A 17,295-nucleotide genomic window follows, 5' to 3' on the forward strand; every position below is an offset into this window, starting at 1 on the left:
TGATTTTCATTTATATTACGCATACTCACTTTAGTTACAATTGGTAATTAAAATATAAAATTTGGATGTAAGTCGAGTTAGTAGTATTATTTTAACATGACAATATGGAGGTTGTGATAAATTTCAAATATTGCAAAAGGAGAGTGGATATATGGAAAATGTATTTATAGAATTGAAGCAGAAGGGGTTGGCAGGACTTGAGGAGATTTTTGATTCAGGATGGGGGTATTGTTTACCAAATGCTCCATATCGCTTATACGAGGTTTTAAAACGTACACAGGGAAACTCTAATAGCGAATCATGGAATAGTTATAAACGTCTGCAAATGCAGACAAGGCTCGATCCAAACGCCATATCTAATAGCATACAGTTTTTGTTATTGTTAGGTTTCATAACATATGAAAGTGGAGTAGCGGATCATAGGAACAACAGATACTCAGTCACTAATTTTGTTAATATATTAGTCTTTCAAGAAGCGAATATATTAAATCACTTGATAAGTGTCGTCCAAAAAGTCAGAAGTGCTAGCGATAGCCCTTCTCAATCACAAAAATTCAATAAACAAATTAATATAATGAATGAAATAGTCGAAAGATTTAGCAATGGAAGTATACAAAAGATTCCTAATGAAAGACGCATTAAAAAAACAATGTTTGGAGAAAAAGATGTTCGAGGTCTGGCTGGGGATGTTATCTTTTTTGAGAAATATGAAAATACGTTCAAAGAAATTAGAAAATTTATGGATGCACTGTATTCGGCTTTTAGAAATGGGTTAAGTATAAAAAAAGAATCATGTAACTCATTTTGTAGGGAAGGTAAATGTCGATGTTTTCAGGAGATTGAAGATAACGATAGGATACATAATTTTTTGTTATTTTTTACTGGCGATTCGCTAGTTAGTACTGACGATAAGCAAGTGCGTGATAACGATTCGCTAGTAGGGAGTGGCGAAGTGCAAGATAATAATGAAAAAGAAAATATCCTTAAGAATATCATTAAAAAAGAAGATGATGAGACAGGACAATCCAGTAAGATTCAAATTGACTCTGAAGTTGCGGTGTCTACGAGAAAACAAGTTGAAGAAACACTGAAATTCTTCTTTGAAAAAGAAGAGACAGAAAGTTACTACACAATAATCCAACAAATTCCGACTTCAATTTCTGAAAAGAAATTAAAGGAAATTCTAAACGTTGTTTTGTTAATTAAAGAAAGTGGGTATCCATGTACACCTAATGCATATTTTCCTAAAGTTTTTGCAAAACCGGATTTGAATTTGGCAAGAAATACAATTAGAAAGTGGCAAACAGAAGAAAGAAGAATTGAATATCTTTCCAAGGGTAATGAAAACCGTATGAAAGAAAAAAAAGCAAAGGAAATTACGAATCGTACATACTATGATGAAATATTTAAATCACTAGAAAATTAATAAGTATATTGTTTAAGGGACAGTGTTGAAATTTCAGTAAAAGTTAAAGAGAGAGAAACTCTCTCTTTAACTTTTTTACAGTCCGAAGTATTCTTTCTTAATTCTTTCAGATGAGTATTTTCCGACTTCTTCAAAAATCTGAAGTAATTCTTTATATGTATTATCGTCATCACCAATTTTGTTCCAAAGGCTTGAACCAATCAAAACATAATTAGTATCTTCCATATCGAAAAATTTACCGGGTATTTTATGACTTTGACTTAAATATAAGTTTCCCTCTCCGGCTGGATTGTATGGAAGTGCGAAAAACGCGTGATTATTAGTGTTTTCAGTACGTAAGTATAGTAGATTTTTTTTGGCTGCAGCAGTTTGATCCTTATTTGGTTTTACAGTTTTAAAAGAATAAAATTCTTCTCTCCCATCGCTCCTTTTAATATATAAATCGCTTATAACATTCACATTGATTTGTGAATCAGTTTCTAAATCCCTTATGCTTCTTAACTCTACACCAATATCTGATACAATTTCTGATTTTTTTGATGTGGCTTGTCTATTGACTATGCGATCGATTGTGTCAAATTGGAATGTATTGAGTTGAATTGATTTTCTGTGCTGATTTACTGCTGTTGCTCCAGTACCTTCTGCAATGATTAGTCCGATTTGTTCAAAAATTCCTTGTCCTAAGGTGGTGACGAATGATCTTTCGAACTTAGAACCTTTCCAAACCTCGGGCGGTACAAGTCTTGCTCCGAAAGGATTATTTCTTAATAGGGTCGATTCATCAAACGGATTTACTAGAGTCTGGTTGTCAATTTTTCGTTTCATTGCACGAAAAATGTGTTCGAATACACGCTTTTTGGTTTCTAGATTCAATGAGAATTCCTCCAATCCAATATATTTCCAGTATAAATTACTATTAGGAAGAAAAGTAGTAAAAAACTGCTCATAATTTATGAGCAGTAGGAAATTAAACTATATTTATATTACGAGAAGACGTATTCTGTTCGATTTTTTTATGCACTGAGGTACCCCGAGACCTCTTTGTGACGATTTGTGAGTCTTGAGATGCGACAGATATTAAGACTTGTCCTATTGCTTTACCTAGACCAATAGGCACAGCATTTCCTATTTGTCTATACACATCCTCTGCTTTCCCTTCGATTTTCCAATCATCAGGAAATTGTTGAATACGAGCATACTCTCTCACATTTAAAGGTCTATGCTGGACGGGATGGCAAAGTAAAGTGGCTTTTTGAGTTGGGGAGGTGACAAGCGTTGGGGCAGGCTGATTATAATCCAGACGACGATAGAAACCTGTTTTCCCTCCTCCTGATTCATACGCTCCACCCATTGCTGATTTTTGTAATTCCTGAGGAAGAGAACGCCAGTTTCCCCCCATAGGGACATGTTTCAAGTATTTAATTCTCTCATCTGAGAATGTTCCACAAGTCTCAGATGAATCCTCTAAATCTTTTATAGAGTCTCTAATTGTTCTCCATCTGTAATCAGGATTCTGATGTTTTGGGAAGTGAGTCGGAAACGGTAGAAAGATGTCCTCATGATCTCTCGATCCAATTATGATTAAGCGCTCTCTGAACTGAGGTACACCGAAGTATACTGCATCGACTACATCATACTCTAGTTTGTATCCAAGATTCCGAAAAGTGTTTAAAATAATTTCAAGAGCGCTTCCGGGCTTTTCTTCCTCTGTATAATCTTTTTTGTCTTTTCCTTTTTCAGGTTTAGATACAGATGCGGATACTAAACCCTTTACGTTCTCCATAACAAAAAATCGAGGGCGTATGGTTTCGATAACATGGGCAAATTCCATGAATAAAGATCCTCTAGGATCATTTAAACTCTCACGTCGACCGGCAGTTGAAAAAGACTGGCATGGAGGGCCTCCGACTACTGCAAACACTTCATCTTTTTGCAGTTTCGCTTTTTCAAGTAAAAAAGAACAAGAAGGATCTTCCTTTATTAGTTCTTTGATGTCTCCTAATAAATATTTCTTACCGTTTGAAATTGCTGTTTTTTCACACCATGGATCAACGTCTTGTGCGATTTTTATTTCTAATCCAGATGCCTCGAGACCTAAATCAAGTCCCATTGCTCCGCTGAATAGAGAGATTACAGGAAAATTCATTCAATACACTCCTAATAGTACTTAGTCTGTCTACGATAATATAAAGAAATTATAGCACTAAGCAAATAATTGGTCCATATATTAGTTTCAAATGTATTTATGGCTACTTACCAAAATTATTTTCCAGCCTTTAAGGCTGCTTTTTCAATCCATTGACTTAAATTACGTTTACCATTATCACTTACCCAATCATATACTGGATAAATTTCTGACAGATATACTTTCTTTCCTTGCTCGGTAATGTAGAATTCATCAAAGGGATTTTTCCCTCTAGAAGTTGTTAATCCGTCTTTATCTTTAACATTATGAATATAAACGCCCAGCATTCCGTTGTTTCGTAAATAACTTTGCTTAATTTCATATTTGATATACTTACGCTGAGATGTTTCACTTCCAATTAATACGACTGTCACACTAGTTCCATTCAATTGTGTGTCAATCCAAGTGGTTATCGCTTTATCTCCACTTTTTTTGACAGTCTCCCAATGTGCTTTATCAATGAATCCTGCGTTTTCGCCTAAAAATAGTCCGCTATTTCGAATTTGTCCCGCTCTCCAAGAATCTTTTTCAAAATGAAAACTAAAGAATGTTTTTCTTGCCATTCTTACTCCTCCTTTATAGATTGTAAAATTTTAATTGTAGATTCAATAATTTTATGTGCGTCCGATTGTTCATTTCCTAATTGGAGAAAGTATTTTTTTAGTTCCGGGTTATCTGGATAATAATGATCAAAATTAGTAATCACTTCTTTCCACAGTAGAAGGCTTACGTATCCAGTCGCTCCAATAGGTATAACCTTTTTATTTGATTGGACTGCCATATTAAACTCCGCTTCAACACCATCAGCCAAGATAAATCCCGTGTCACTATCTTCACTAATTTTATTTCCAAATACAAATATCGCTATTCCATTTTCCTCGAGCATTTGACTTCGATATTCTTCCCACAAATCTACTAGTTCTCTTGAGTCTGTCGAGAATTGCGGGAAAGGTCTAATGTTCAAATATTCATTCATATTTTTTGTTCCGATATCCTTCATGTTGCTTAATACGCCGTTAATAATCGCACTACCGACAAATGTTCCAAAACCACTAGTTATTTTGAATCCACATCTACTTATTTCCTGGCTTAACAAATGCAAGAATTCAGTGGGGGAGAGATTATTCGGTATATATTCATTCGTGTGTTCAGCACTTCCTGAAATAAAAACATTTCCATGGTTCAATTTCTCTTTTATTTTATTAAGTATTTTAGGGATATCTTCATAAGAGTCAACGAGGAGAGGGTGAATGGAATATCGTTTGAGATCAATACATTTTAGTTCTTGCTTAATTCTTTCATATTCAAATTGCTTCTCTCCAACACTATCGTTACTGAAGTCTTCTCTTAGAATTTTTCGAAAGAAACAATAATGTGTTTGTGCATGGTCTTCAACTAGGATTTTTATTTTGCTGAGAATATGAGTTAGATTGGGGTCTTCAAAACTAAAGCCTACAAATAGAAATTTCTTAGATACCAAATCACCTTTCAATGCGATAGTAAATAATTGATTTTTGTGCTCATAAGTTTCGTAGTCATTTTTTGTGATTATAGTTTCATATGCTAAATTTGCATCGCCATGCATTTTATAGATGACTGCATCACTTTTTGGTCTAATGATTGAAAGATCCTGAACTCTTTTTTTAACATCCGGATTTTTTCCTGCGATTCTTAAAGAACGTTCTAGAAGATTATCATAGTTAGTAGTCCAAAAGGTTCTAATAGGGAGATTTGCGATTATGTTATGAGAAGAAGTTACTTTTCCTTTATCTTCAAAGTGTTTGATAATAAGATTCGCTAGTTCGGTTTTGGTATTTGTTCGATTATATATATACTGTGCAATAGACACTAAGTCACTTTCGATATCAACATTTAATCCAATTTGTGAGGCGGGTTTTCTGAGTAAACCCTTCCAATCTACCATTCCGGTTGGGATTGAAAGACCCGCTCCTGCAAAAATTGCTGCATTCCCTTCTCTTAAGGAATTGACATAATCATCAATAAAAGTATTGATTTCATTAGAAAAGTTCATGATTATCCTCCGTTCATCCATGAAAATAATGGAGTTTGGGTTCCGTTAAAATGATTGATTACAATGACATTACCATAAGTTATATAGTCATAAATACCAAGATACTCCTGTCCTTTATAAGAGTCTGAAACTGAACTCGATGTTACAACTGGGACTATAGCAACCCGACCCTTCATGCCATCAAAATAACCTAACTCCCAAGGCATCCATTTTGAGAGAACTGAATTATCGGTAGAAACAAACAATAGACATTTACACTTTTTCATTCTGAATCTTAGTTGATTTGCAGTATGTGCATTGACATGATTTCTATCTAATTGAGCATCCTCAATCCAATCAACATAAACCGAATAGCCACGTTGTTCTAATTCTTTGGTGAATCCTAAAATTAGATCCGCATCTTGAAAACTGTGAGACAAGAAAATATCATAGGTTTTACTACTTTCGAAATTAATATAGCGTCGTTTTAATATCTCACTAGAACTATTAGAAAAATAAGACTTATTTACTTCTGTTCTACCCTCTGCAATCAAATCAGAACGATTAAAAAATTTCAAAAAGAGCACTCCCTTTTAAGTTATTAACTATTTATATATTCTGATATTACCATTATAAAATGAAAAAAGTAATCAAAATAAGAAAGTATGTTCGCATATTATGTTAATGAAAAGAGGGGATATTCCCCTCAAGCAAGTTATATGTCTTTAAGTTTCACTATATTATTAGGTATTTCTTGTTTTGAGTTACTTAGATAGCCTATTTCTAAACCTATAAGATCTTCTACTTCAGAAGCGTTAAGAGTTAATCCGTATTCTTTTGATAATCGATAAAGAAGGCTCTCACCGCTGACATAGTCATTCTCGATTAATAGTTCTATTGCTTGCTGCATAGAAACAGGTTGATTAATTTCTTTGATGTCATCGAAAGGCTCCTTAGTTCTCCAACCTTTTTGACTAATATTCCTTTGTAGATATTGGTATGTGGCATTATTAATTACCCCTAGTTTGTATGCTCTCATAACCATCGCACCAATAGAAACTCCCCATTTTTTCTTGAGAGATTTATAATGCATTAAGTCAGTAGGGTGGATGAGAACGTCATTTAGAAACTCGTCTCTAGGCATTAGAAATGCTGAAGCAAAGTCATTTGCTTCTTGTTCAATTTGTTTGAATTCTTCTTTGCTTAAATCATTAATATTTAGGTAAGGGTCATGAAGGATTATATGTGCCAACTCGTGCGAAACATCGAATTGACGTCTATAAAAACTCTTCTTATTATCACTTAACACTATTGAGTAATAATCTTTTTTACCAATGGTTTGAAGACATCCGAATGCATCGATATTTTTGTTAGGTAGTGTTGATGTCGATATCACAAAGCCTTTTGTTTCTAACAAATAGACCATATCTCTAATTGGTTTTCTGCCAATCCCCCAATAATCCCTAAGTTTCTCGGCCGATTTTTCTATATCGTTACAATCATCCTCAATCATTGAGGGTAAATCTAAACTAGGGAAGTCTACGAATTCTTCTAAAAGAACCCTGATTATCGTTACATATTTAATTCTATCGTATTGCATCTCACGTTCTCTTTTACTTGAAGTAAGTAATGAGCGAAAATAAGTATTACCTGTTTTTACATTAATTGATTCTTCATAAAAGTAGTCTTTAGGAAAATTTAAAATATTACACATTTTCATTATTACTTCGAATGAAGGTGTTGATTTTCCATTTTCATACTTCGAAATCATTTGTTTACTAACATTTAAATTATCTGCTAGGTCGGTTAGTGTTAATCCTCTATATACCCTTCCTTCCTTTAATCTTGTACCATTGAATGATCTTTCTAACATCACTGTGATCCTCCTTATCAGGTAAGGGGAAACTATATTTTATTCTTAGTTTCCTGTACTTCTTTTTCTTTGTTTAAGGATTTTAACTTTGTTTCTATTTTTTGTTGTTTTTTTAACGAATCTTTAATTTTTGGTATAACGACTTGTTGCTCTTTTTCATCTGTGAGTTCTGAATTCAATGTGATTTCATTTACCGTAGGCAATGAAACATAATTTGAATAATCTTCGATTGATGTCAGATTGAAGTATCTATCATATTTATGAACTTCGGCTCCAACTATTTGTCTGTCTTCTTCCTTTGCAACGATGAATCTCACTTCCTTAACACGAAGGTGATCATCACCCAAAACCTTTTTAACTTCTAAAAGTCGGTTCAATTCATATTCTTGCGACAGAGGAGGGAATAGTGATAACTGAAGTTCATTTAAATCATGTGGCTTGCCATCTAAAGAAACAATGGCATGAAAATAGTGAATAGAGTTTTTACCGAATTCCTTTTTTATGCGCATTAAATTTTTATTTTTTACAAACACATACAAAATATCATCTGAATCATCGAGTACGCAGATGAAACTCCACAAATTATTTCTTTTCTTTGTTAGGACTACGAAATTATTTAGTAGAGCGCGGGTTTTGATTCTATTAAAACGAATATCCCATGCTAATCCGTGTTTACCATTCTCTGTAGTTAAGTCATAATCCGTTTTAATATCCGACAAAGTTAAGATAACTGGCTCTGTAAAAGCGTTAATTATATTACCAATCTTCTCAGATGATGTATGTTGCACTCGATTACCTCCATTTTAGGAAACATTCGCTACAAATTGTTTTGAAAAGTAAACCTTTGAATACATAATAACATATTTTTTATAGGATAGAGTGTTGTTTTGTCGAAATGTTCTAAAAATGGCATTAAAGATGAATATGGAGGACGAAGACATGGAAAGAGAGAACTATTCTACAGAAAAGGTTTACATTAAACACTCAAACTTCGAAATTTTCTTATTCAAGTGTAGAGGTGATATAGAAGGTGAACTATATTACAACTATTTACTGCTGGTCATTGAGGATAATTTAGTCATATCATGCGGAAAAAAAGTTAAAGTCCTAAGAGACTACCAAGTCTATAAGGGACATCAAGACCTTTATTCTAAGTTATCTCGTATTTTGATTAACTATATTTCTGACACATCAAGAATTAGTGAATTTATACTAGAAGTTATGGAAATGTGTTTTGAAGACGTAAGGAAAGAGAAAATTTTGAACCATTTACAGTATTAAAACGGCGGATGCTGTTTAATACTGTTTTTTTTATTTGGTCCTGACATATCCAATCAATCACGTTAAGATTTTTTATAACAAGTCGAAAGAGGGTGCTACTTTTGAATAAATCAGATACTGAAAGTACTTTGTTGTTATTGTGGATTAATCAATTGATTTTCGTGTTAATTGGATTTGGTAATTTTATTATTTTTTATAGTGAATTAGATTTTTATCTTTCTTTAAAACAGTTTCAAATTTTCAATTGCTTATTGCTGAATCTCGGATTTATTGGACATACAATATTTTCTCGCTTTTCTTGGTGGAATAAAAAAATAGAACTATCTTTGTACAGTAATATGCTTCTATTTACGGCACTAATGACACCGGTAATTTTATTAGTTTCGTCAATTGTTTACGTTAGTACTGATAATGATCAACTAAGTATACTTTCCATATGGAATATTTTATTTGGTGGATTCATTCGACAAGTAATTTTAGATACAATGATTGCTCATAATAATCAGGTGTGAATTTGAGTGGATTGTATAAAAAGCATTTCATTAATATTTTCTAGATTTATATGACGGTAAAATTAGAATATGGTTAAAGTCACGTACTTATGTTAATTATGATTAATAATGATTAATAAGTATCTTTAACTACCATATTGAGAGTATGGACAGCATAAAATACCGCTTAACTAAAAATAATGGCTTATAAAGAAATAAATTAAAATGTAGCGCATGGATTTAATCGAATAAAATCGAAATTCCACGGTATGCTCCAGCATTTAATTGTTTTTAGGGTATGTTGTCTAAAATTGATGAAAAATAGGCAAAACAAAGAATTGATTTATTGAATAAAAAATAAAGAATATTTTTAACGGGAACAAGGAATATCAGTGTTATTAACTAATATTAAAAAGTCGCAAACACTTATTCAATCGATTATTTAAGAGATATAAAAGGCAATTGCTAAAGAAAAATGGAAGTTACCAAAGGATCTTATTATGAAGAAAAAAACAAAGAAGAGAGTTGAATAAAAATGTCTAAGAAATCGATTAATGATGGATCACTTGATAAAAATGAAAAAATATTGAATGAGAATCGCTATATTGGTAACTTGAATCATGTTGATAGAAGCGGAATTGAAAACAAATCGAATCAAGAAATAATGGATCAACTTTTAAATGAACTAGAGAATTTATTTAAGAATGCAAGGGAGAAATAGAATACATCTTTTTTCCTTTGCACACTTTTAATTTCTGTAGTAATATTAATATAAGAAAAATATTAACATTACATCGCTTTGTATCGTCCACCATATTGATTTTTTATTTACAATTTAATTTTCATTTACAGTTTAAATTAATCCTATATGTTTTCTAGTTGCTTTTTGATGGTATATTCTATTCTTACAAATATAAATCTCTAATTTGAAAAAAGACATTTAAATATCTTCTTACACTTTTATGGGTAACGGGATATTTTTGTCTAAATTCAAAGAGGGGTGTTTTTTTTGTATAAAAATGAAAAAGAAGTTCCTTTGGTACTCAGTACGGATGATGTTGCGAAAATTATGAATATTGGTAAGTCCGCAGCATACGATTTGATGAAAAGTAAAGAGTTTTACATTGTTCAAGTAGGTAAACAATTTAGAGTGAGTCGTGAGATATTTTTTAATTGGCTGAACGGGAAAGAAGCGGCATGAATTCATGTCACTTCTTTTTTTTGGAGGGATTTCGGAGGGATATTAAATGAAACTAGTTGTTTCTAAATAGCATTGATTGAGAAATAGAATGTTAAAGAGTGTTGGTACATAAGGGTTTCAGTCACTATTTGTAATTATGTGTAACTAGTTAAGAAGATATACCATAACCTTGACAGGGTAGAGGTCGCTGGTTCGAGCCCAGTCAGAATCACTTGGGTGCCAAACCCTCGAGAAACCCACCGGAACATGGGTTTCCGCGAAGCCACTTCTTGCGAGAAGTGGCTCTTTTTTTGTATGTTGACATGAAACGAAAGCAATTGGTATATTCCTTAACATACATAACGAAACGGGGAATGTTGCATGGTGCTAACGGGAACGCTCGTCAATGCCGGATTAATCGTCATCGGGGCATTGTTAGGTCTTTTATTTCATCGTATTCCAGAGCGGATGAAAGAGACGGTGACAGCCGCAATCGGACTTGCGGTCATCTTGCTTGGCATTCAGATGGGAATGAAAAGTGAAAACTTCTTGATTGTCATCGGAAGTCTTGTCGTCGGGTCTGCGCTAGGGGAATGGTGGAAGTTAGATGAATTGTTGAATGAAGTCGGTTATCGCCTGGAGCGGCGTCTTGGGAGTCAATCGAGTGTAGCGGAAGGGTTTGTGACGGCCACGCTCATCTTTGTGATTGGAGCGATGGCGATCATTGGCGCACTTGACAGTGGGTTACGGGGCGACCACGATGTATTGTATACAAAAGGCTTGATTGATGGTTTTACAGCCCTCGTGTTAAGTTCGACACTTGGAATCGGTGTGATGTTTTCAGCTGTACCTGTACTCATCTATCAAGGCGGAATCGCACTACTCGCCATTCAAATCATGAAATTCATTCCAGAGTCGCTTATGGACAGCTTTATTTTAGAGATGACCGCGACCGGTGGGGTAATGATTGTGGCGATTGGCTTGAACTTGGTTGGTATTACAAAAATACGAGTGGCTAACTTATTGCCTGGCATTCTTGTGGTCGCGATGATTGTCACGACGATCCATATGCTATAAGAAAAAAGACTGAATTCGATTCAGTCTTTTTTCGTGGTTGAATGCAAAGTTGAAGGTTCTTTTTGTAGAGCTTCCGCAATGATTTTATCCCAATCGGCTGCGTCGCATGCCGTTGTACAGGTCGGTTCAATTTCACATGTTGCACATTTCCCGCCTTTTGCTTTACGTGTGTAGCGGTAAAGTGAAAATGCGGCATATCCAAAAACAATGAATCCGATGAGTAGGTCAAAGAATGACATGATCTTCCTCCTTACGCAAATCCGAATAAGCGACCAACTTGATAAATGATCAGCGACACGACATAGGCAACGCCAAGACCATATAAACTGGCGAACCACGTCAACTTGGCACTACCAACTTCTCGCCGGATGACCGCGACTGTCGCCAAACAAGGGACATACAGCAAAACGAATGCCATGAAGCTATAGGCGCTGAGCGGGGTAAAGATGGGCAATAGCGACTCCGATAAATCTGATTCGCCGACCGCATAGATGATTGCCATTGTAGACACGACAACTTCTTTTGCCAAGAATCCGGTAATGAGCGAGGCGCCTGCTTGCCAAGTCCCAAATCCGAGAGGGATGAGTACTGTCGCAATCAATCCACCGATCAGGGCCAAGAAGCTCTCGTTCATCGGTACATCAAAGCCATTTGGACCTGAATAGGCAAGTAGCCAGATGAACACAGAACCACCAAAAATAAATGTACCCGCTTTTCGAACGAAACCTTTGGCTTTTTGCCAAGTGCTACGCCACAACGTTAGTCCTTGAGGGACACGATATGGGGGTTGTTCGACGATGAATAAGCTTGTCTGATCTTCAGCGGCTAGTGCCTTCGTAAAGATTTTAGCGGCAATCAAGGCAAGAAGAATTCCGAGCATGTAAAGCGAGAGAACGACGAGCGCTTGATGAGTGGCAAAGAAACTTGCCGCAAACACAGCGTAAATCGGAAGTCGGGCCGAACAAGACATGAACGGTGAGATGAAGATGGTAACAAGACGTTCTCGTTCCTCTTCCACCGTTCGGGCAGCCATGATTCCAGGGACGTTACATCCGAACCCGATAATCATCGGGATGAAGCTTTTTCCGTTCAGCCCTACGAGTTGCATGAAACGGTCCATCACGATGGCGACTCGAGCCATATATCCCGAGTCTTCCAAAAATGAAATGAAGAAAAAGAGTACAAAGATTTGCGGGACGAAAACCAATACGCCCCCGACACCTGCAATGACGCCGTCTACGAGAAGGGCTTGAATGAATGGAGAAGCGCCTACAGCCTCTAACATCCAAACCGTTCCTGATGTGATCGGACCAGACAATAGTCCGTCTAACGCATCGGAGAGCGGTGCACCAATCCAGTTGAATGTCACATGAAACAGCGCATACAGGACCCCGAAGAAGATGGGCAAACCTAAAATGGGATGTGTCACGACGGCATCGATACGATCGGTCATCGTCACGTCCTGTGCATTTTGGTTTTCAATGACTTGGTGTCGAATCTGTTTCGCCCAATCGCGACGACGCTCAGTGATATGTGCGTGTGCAAAACGTCCGAGAGTGGCTTCGAGATGCTTACGAACGGTGACGACATCCGGGAAGGACGTCTCTAAATGGTCAACGATGATTCGATTCCCAGCCAAGTATTGAATCGCAATCCAACGATCTGTTCTTGAAAGGCCCGTTAAACGAAGAATTTGTGTAATCGCTTCTTCTGTTTCAAGACCATAGTTCAACTCGAACGGTTGACGTTTTTCCATTTGGATCGATGAGAGCAAGACATCACATCCATCTCCCGTTCGTGCCGTAATGGGGAAGACATCTACTTGAAGGAGTGCTTTTAATTTGTCGAGATCAACATGCATCCCACGACTTTCCGCTACGTCAACCATGTTTAAGCCGATTTGAAGCGGACGCCCCATCTCTAAAAGTTGTAGCGTGAGTTGTAAGTTTCGTTCTAGCTGCGAGGCATCGACGATGTTAATCATCCCGTCAAACGGTTCGTGAAGTAGGAAACGAGAAACAATGGCCTCATCTGCTGAGAGCGGGTCTAGGTCGTATACACCGGGCAAGTCGATGAGCTGTCCAACTTTCCCGTGCAACTGACCAACTTTTTGTTCGATTGTGACGCCTGCCCAGTTCCCGACGTGGGCGAACGAGCCTGTCAATCGATTAAATAATGAAGTTTTTCCTGTATTTGGGTTGCCGATCAATGCGATTCGTTGATTCATGGCACAATCACTCCGATTTTTTCGGCATCTGATCTTCGGATGGCGATAATTTGTTGATGATCTACTTGTTCAATCGTGAGCGGTCCTGAAAAAATAGCTTTTCGTTTTACTCGTACCGAACACCCTTCATAAAATCCAAGTGAAATCATTCGGCGGCGCAAGCGATCATCAATTTTTGTCAAATCAGATAGAATGACGGTTTGATTCAACGTGATATGACGTAATCGATTCATAATACCCTTCCTATCTTTTGATAACGATTCTCATTCGCTATCGTATCACGTTCACAGGAAAAGTGAAATATTGTTCATGTAAAAAGTTATATTTGATAATGAATAAGGTCGAGTGAACATAAAAAAGCGTAAACGAATATCGTTTACGCCTTTTCAATCGTTTCATGCTCTTCTTTAGCGCTCTCACGTAAGGCTGAAGCCATCACGTCGGCAAGGTTACGCTCACGCAGTACACCGACGCCTCGGTCTGTCGGTCCATCGGGAGCAGCCACGTCAGCGATCAGTTCATTCGTTGCGCGTGTCTCGTGTGAAAGTAACTCAGCTGAGCCTTTCATCGCTTGGGCGACAATTTGACGAGCCGTCGCCTCATCATATCCCACATCGGTCAAGACCGGTGTCATCGCACCGACAATCTCATAAAAGAAGGCTGGGCTACAACCTGCTGCTGCCATGAAGGCAGACATCGTCTTCGCATCGGTGACTGCCGTTCGACCGACTCGTTCAAAGAGAGTAGTCGCTTTCTCTCGATCCGCCTCGTCCGTCTCGGGTCCAAACCATAGTCCCGTCATTCCATTACGATAGGCAACAGGAGTATTCGGCATCGCACATACGGCAGGGAGACCGGAAGCTTCTTCTAACTGACTTGGTTCGATGTGGGCCGCAACCGATACGAGTAATGGGGTCTTCCATTCTTTCGATTCCACGTACGGAATGACGCCATCCGGTTGCATGGCAAGTACAACGATGTCATAGTCGTTGACGTCTTCTTCTTCGACGACTTGAACACCGAGTTCACTTTGCAATGCGAGTAACCGTTCCCGGTCACTACGGTTCGTCATTGTGATTTGTGTTGGTTCGATTCCAGAGTCGATCCACCCTCGAACGAGTGCCTCACTCATCGATCCTGCACCGACCATTAATAATTGATTCATCATTCGTCACCTCTTCTTTTCGATTCGGTCAATAGTTATGTTGACTATCATAACAAACCTGCTCTCGAATATCGCCCATCTTGCTCATGTGTAAAGAGGTGGAAAACGATTTGTTACATGAATCGATGAACATGACAAACGTTTCAAATCGCGTTATGATGACTCTAATTCAAAAGAGTGAGGCGAATTTGAGTGAAACGTGTACTCGTAAAAGGAATTCAAGGTTATCAACGTTTTATTTCACCGTTAAAACCACCAACATGCCGATTTTATCCGAGCTGTTCACATTACGGGATTGAAGCGATTGAAAAACATGGAGCCATCAAAGGAAGCTATTTAACTGCACGTCGGCTTATTCGGTGTCAACCGTTCCACCCAGGTGGCCTAGACTATGTGCCGGATACATTCGATTGGAAAGCGCCTTTACAACGAGAAAAACCAGAGTCGCACCGAGACGATTAAATTCGTCTCGCTGTTTTTATACAGAAGATTAATTCGACTATTGTTTTAGTACAATACTTTTGCATTGTTCTAAGTATTCTGAAAAAATAGAGGCGTACACTATTTTTCGGGGAAGGGGATACTTTATTATGGGGCAATCATTTAGTGAATGGGTGAGTACGGCATCCAACTTTGTATGGGGACCACCGCTCTTGATTTTGCTTGTGGGGACAGGCATTTACTTGACGGTGCGTCTAGGTGGGATTCAAGTTACTAAATTACCGTATGCGTTGAAATTGGCGTTCTCAAAAAACCAAGATCAATCTTCGAGAGGGGACATCAGTCACTTCCAAGCCCTCATGACCGCCCTTGCGGCAACCGTCGGTACGGGGAACATCGTCGGGGTGTCGACAGCGGTCGTATTAGGAGGTCCGGGTGCCATCGTCTGGATGTGGGTCTCTGGATTCTTTGGGATGGCGACAAAGTATGCGGAAGCGGTCCTTGCCGTCAAATATCGGGTGACCGATGAACGAGGTCAGATGGCCGGTGGGCCGATGTACTATCTAGAACGAGGATTGAATCAGCGCTGGTTAGCGGTCGCTTTTGCGGCATTCGCATCCATTGCGGCGTTTGGTATCGGAAACGGGGTTCAGACAAACTCCGTCGCATTGGCGCTTAAAACGACATTCGACGTACCATTATACATATCAGGGATTCTCATTATGATTTTTACGGGTGCCGTCATCTTAGGAGGCGTTCGATCTATAGGGAAAGTGGTCAGTTACTTTGTACCTGTTATGATCGCCTTCTACTTAGGAAGCGGTTTAGTCATCATGATTATGAACTACTCATTGATTCCGGATGCGTTCTCACTCATCTTTAGCAGTACGTTCAGTGCGGAAGCCATCGGTGGGGGTGCCATTGGGGCTGCGATCCGTTATGGGGTCGCACGCGGTGTCTTTTCGAACGAAGCGGGTCTCGGCTCTGCCCCAATCGCTGCAGCAGCAGCGAAAACGGACATGCCAGGTCGTCAGGCACTCGTCTCGATGACACAAGTCTTCTTAGATACGCTTGTCGTCTGTTCGGTGACAGGATTGACACTCGTCATGGGTGGCCAAATCGGTACGGGATTAGAAGGGGTTGAATTGACTTCGGCTACATTCGAATTGTTCCTCGGTCCTGCGGGGGGATATATTGTCACCATTGGCCTTGTTTTATTCGCCTATTCGACAGTGCTCGGTTGGTCTTATTATGGGGAACGATCGATTCATTACTTATTTGGGCAGAAGTCAATCATTCCATATCGGATTGCCTTTGTCCTTGTGGCGGGGCTAGGTGCCATGACGACCAATCTGAACTTAGTTTGGGCACTGTCCGATGTCTTTAACGGTCTGATGGCCATCCCGAACTTGATTGGTCTTCTCTTCTTGTCGGGTGTCGTCATCGCGGAAACGAAACGCTTCAATCAACAACTTGAAATTGAAAACCGAAAAGTGTCTTAAATGATCAGACGCCAGCCTCATGAATCCGAGGGTGGTGTCTTTTGTTTTGCTTCTAATTCATCGAGCCGTGCTTTTTGTAAATGGTCGAATACCTTTGTGATAAAGCCGACCATGATACCGACCCCCGTGATGACATAGCCGATTGTGAAGATTTTCCCGATGTCAGTCTGCGGTGCAAAATCACCATACCCGATCGTCGTTAACGTGATGACACTAAAATAGAGTGCATCTAACCATCGCATCGCCTCGAATCGTGTATAAAAAAGTGTACCGGACAGAATGGTGAGAAAGGCAAGGCTGAATAACACTTGGAACTCAGGGTCACGCAGTCCGCGCCAAATCCCTCGTACGATTCGACGTAAAGTCAGTAAGAACGGTAGCATATCACTCGCTCCTTTCAATATTAGGTTTGTTCGCTAACAACAGGGGAACATCC

The 17,295-nt window shown here is 38.2% G+C and carries 20 protein-coding genes; 8 read left to right on the forward strand and 12 right to left on the reverse strand.

Features of this window, described 5'->3' with window-relative positions; all coding sequences use genetic code 11:
* Positions 1-151 precede the first annotated feature (151 nt).
* Positions 152-1,426, forward strand: coding sequence for a hypothetical protein (locus KNO94_RS09905; protein ID WP_214779304.1), 1,275 nt, complete (start codon positions 152-154; stop codon positions 1,424-1,426).
* Positions 1,427-1,501: 75 nt separating this feature from the next.
* Here the strand turns inward: KNO94_RS09905 and KNO94_RS09910 are convergent, their stop codons facing one another.
* The 7 genes from KNO94_RS09910 to KNO94_RS09940 all read right to left on the reverse strand — a co-directional run bounded on the left by KNO94_RS09910 (position 1,502) and on the right by KNO94_RS09940 (position 8,283).
* Positions 1,502-2,299, reverse strand: coding sequence for a TdeIII family type II restriction endonuclease (locus KNO94_RS09910; protein ID WP_214779307.1), 798 nt, complete (start codon positions 2,297-2,299; stop codon positions 1,502-1,504).
* A gap of 94 nt (positions 2,300-2,393) precedes the next feature.
* Positions 2,394-3,572 carry a DNA cytosine methyltransferase gene (locus tag KNO94_RS09915; protein ID WP_214779309.1) on the reverse strand — a complete coding sequence of 393 codons (1,179 nt, stop codon included), beginning with the start codon at positions 3,570-3,572 and terminating at the stop codon, positions 2,394-2,396.
* Between the two features lie 116 nt (positions 3,573-3,688).
* Positions 3,689-4,174 (reverse strand): TIR domain-containing protein, encoded by a 486-nt coding sequence (locus tag KNO94_RS09920; protein ID WP_214779311.1) that lies wholly within the window; start codon positions 4,172-4,174, stop codon positions 3,689-3,691.
* 2 nt (positions 4,175-4,176) lie between these two features.
* A complete protein-coding gene (locus KNO94_RS09925; protein WP_214779313.1) occupies positions 4,177-5,643 on the reverse strand; it encodes an SIR2 family protein in 1,467 nt (488 codons plus the stop codon).
* Between the two features lie 2 nt (positions 5,644-5,645).
* On the reverse strand, positions 5,646-6,200 hold the full coding sequence (locus KNO94_RS09930) for a TIR domain-containing protein (RefSeq protein ID WP_251125921.1): 555 nt from the start codon (positions 6,198-6,200) through the stop codon (positions 5,646-5,648).
* A 137-nt stretch (positions 6,201-6,337) separates the two neighbouring features.
* A complete protein-coding gene (locus tag KNO94_RS09935) occupies positions 6,338-7,495 on the reverse strand; it encodes a helix-turn-helix domain-containing protein (protein WP_214779315.1) in 1,158 nt (385 codons plus the stop codon).
* 32 nt (positions 7,496-7,527) lie between these two features.
* Positions 7,528-8,283, reverse strand: coding sequence for a DUF5986 family protein (locus KNO94_RS09940; protein ID WP_214779317.1), 756 nt, complete (start codon positions 8,281-8,283; stop codon positions 7,528-7,530).
* Positions 8,284-8,401: 118 nt separating this feature from the next.
* Here KNO94_RS09940 and KNO94_RS09945 point away from each other — a divergent pair, with 118 nt between their 5' ends.
* The 5 genes from KNO94_RS09945 to KNO94_RS09965 all read left to right on the forward strand — a co-directional run bounded on the left by KNO94_RS09945 (position 8,402) and on the right by KNO94_RS09965 (position 11,524).
* A complete protein-coding gene (locus KNO94_RS09945) occupies positions 8,402-8,776 on the forward strand; it encodes a hypothetical protein (protein WP_214779318.1) in 375 nt (124 codons plus the stop codon).
* A gap of 101 nt (positions 8,777-8,877) precedes the next feature.
* Positions 8,878-9,288: a hypothetical protein gene (locus KNO94_RS09950; RefSeq protein ID WP_214779320.1), complete on the forward strand. Its 411-nt coding sequence runs from the start codon at positions 8,878-8,880 to the stop codon at positions 9,286-9,288.
* A 514-nt stretch (positions 9,289-9,802) separates the two neighbouring features.
* The gene (locus KNO94_RS09955; protein WP_214779322.1) at positions 9,803-9,988 is read left to right on the forward strand and encodes a hypothetical protein; all 186 of its coding nucleotides are present in this window, start codon (positions 9,803-9,805) and stop codon (positions 9,986-9,988) included.
* A gap of 288 nt (positions 9,989-10,276) precedes the next feature.
* Positions 10,277-10,468 carry a helix-turn-helix domain-containing protein gene (locus KNO94_RS09960; RefSeq protein ID WP_214779324.1) on the forward strand — a complete coding sequence of 64 codons (192 nt, stop codon included), beginning with the start codon at positions 10,277-10,279 and terminating at the stop codon, positions 10,466-10,468.
* Positions 10,469-10,828: 360 nt separating this feature from the next.
* Positions 10,829-11,524, forward strand: a complete 696-nt coding sequence (locus KNO94_RS09965; protein ID WP_214742777.1) for a DUF554 domain-containing protein — start codon at positions 10,829-10,831, stop codon at positions 11,522-11,524.
* 20 nt (positions 11,525-11,544) lie between these two features.
* Here KNO94_RS09965 and KNO94_RS09970 read toward each other — a convergent pair whose 3' ends face one another.
* From KNO94_RS09970 to KNO94_RS09985, 4 genes are all read right to left on the reverse strand, one after another.
* Positions 11,545-11,763: a FeoB-associated Cys-rich membrane protein gene (locus tag KNO94_RS09970; RefSeq protein ID WP_214742778.1), complete on the reverse strand. Its 219-nt coding sequence runs from the start codon at positions 11,761-11,763 to the stop codon at positions 11,545-11,547.
* Between the two features lie 11 nt (positions 11,764-11,774).
* On the reverse strand, positions 11,775-13,751 hold the full coding sequence (gene feoB, locus KNO94_RS09975; RefSeq protein WP_214779326.1) for a ferrous iron transport protein B: 1,977 nt from the start codon (positions 13,749-13,751) through the stop codon (positions 11,775-11,777).
* Complete coding sequence (locus KNO94_RS09980; RefSeq protein ID WP_214779328.1) at positions 13,748-13,984, reverse strand: FeoA family protein; 237 nt, start codon at positions 13,982-13,984, stop codon at positions 13,748-13,750. Before KNO94_RS09980 ends, feoB begins: the two co-directional genes overlap by 4 nt.
* Positions 13,985-14,127: 143 nt before the next feature.
* The gene (locus KNO94_RS09985) at positions 14,128-14,916 is read right to left on the reverse strand and encodes a pyrroline-5-carboxylate reductase family protein (RefSeq protein ID WP_251125922.1); all 789 of its coding nucleotides are present in this window, start codon (positions 14,914-14,916) and stop codon (positions 14,128-14,130) included.
* Between the two features lie 192 nt (positions 14,917-15,108).
* On the opposite strand from KNO94_RS09985, the gene yidD reads away from it, so the two are divergent.
* Positions 15,109-15,378 carry a membrane protein insertion efficiency factor YidD gene (yidD, locus tag KNO94_RS09990; protein ID WP_214779333.1) on the forward strand — a complete coding sequence of 90 codons (270 nt, stop codon included), beginning with the start codon at positions 15,109-15,111 and terminating at the stop codon, positions 15,376-15,378.
* Positions 15,379-15,506: 128 nt separating this feature from the next.
* On the forward strand, positions 15,507-16,859 hold the full coding sequence (locus KNO94_RS09995; RefSeq protein ID WP_214742783.1) for an alanine/glycine:cation symporter family protein: 1,353 nt from the start codon (positions 15,507-15,509) through the stop codon (positions 16,857-16,859).
* 17 nt (positions 16,860-16,876) lie between these two features.
* Here KNO94_RS09995 and KNO94_RS10000 read toward each other — a convergent pair whose 3' ends face one another.
* Positions 16,877-17,242: a potassium channel family protein gene (locus KNO94_RS10000; protein ID WP_214742784.1), complete on the reverse strand. Its 366-nt coding sequence runs from the start codon at positions 17,240-17,242 to the stop codon at positions 16,877-16,879.
* Positions 17,243-17,295 lie beyond the last annotated feature (53 nt).

Origin of the sequence: Exiguobacterium sp. s22 (assembly GCF_018617455.1) — a bacterium.
Classification (GTDB): domain Bacteria; phylum Bacillota; class Bacilli; order Exiguobacteriales; family Exiguobacteriaceae; genus Exiguobacterium.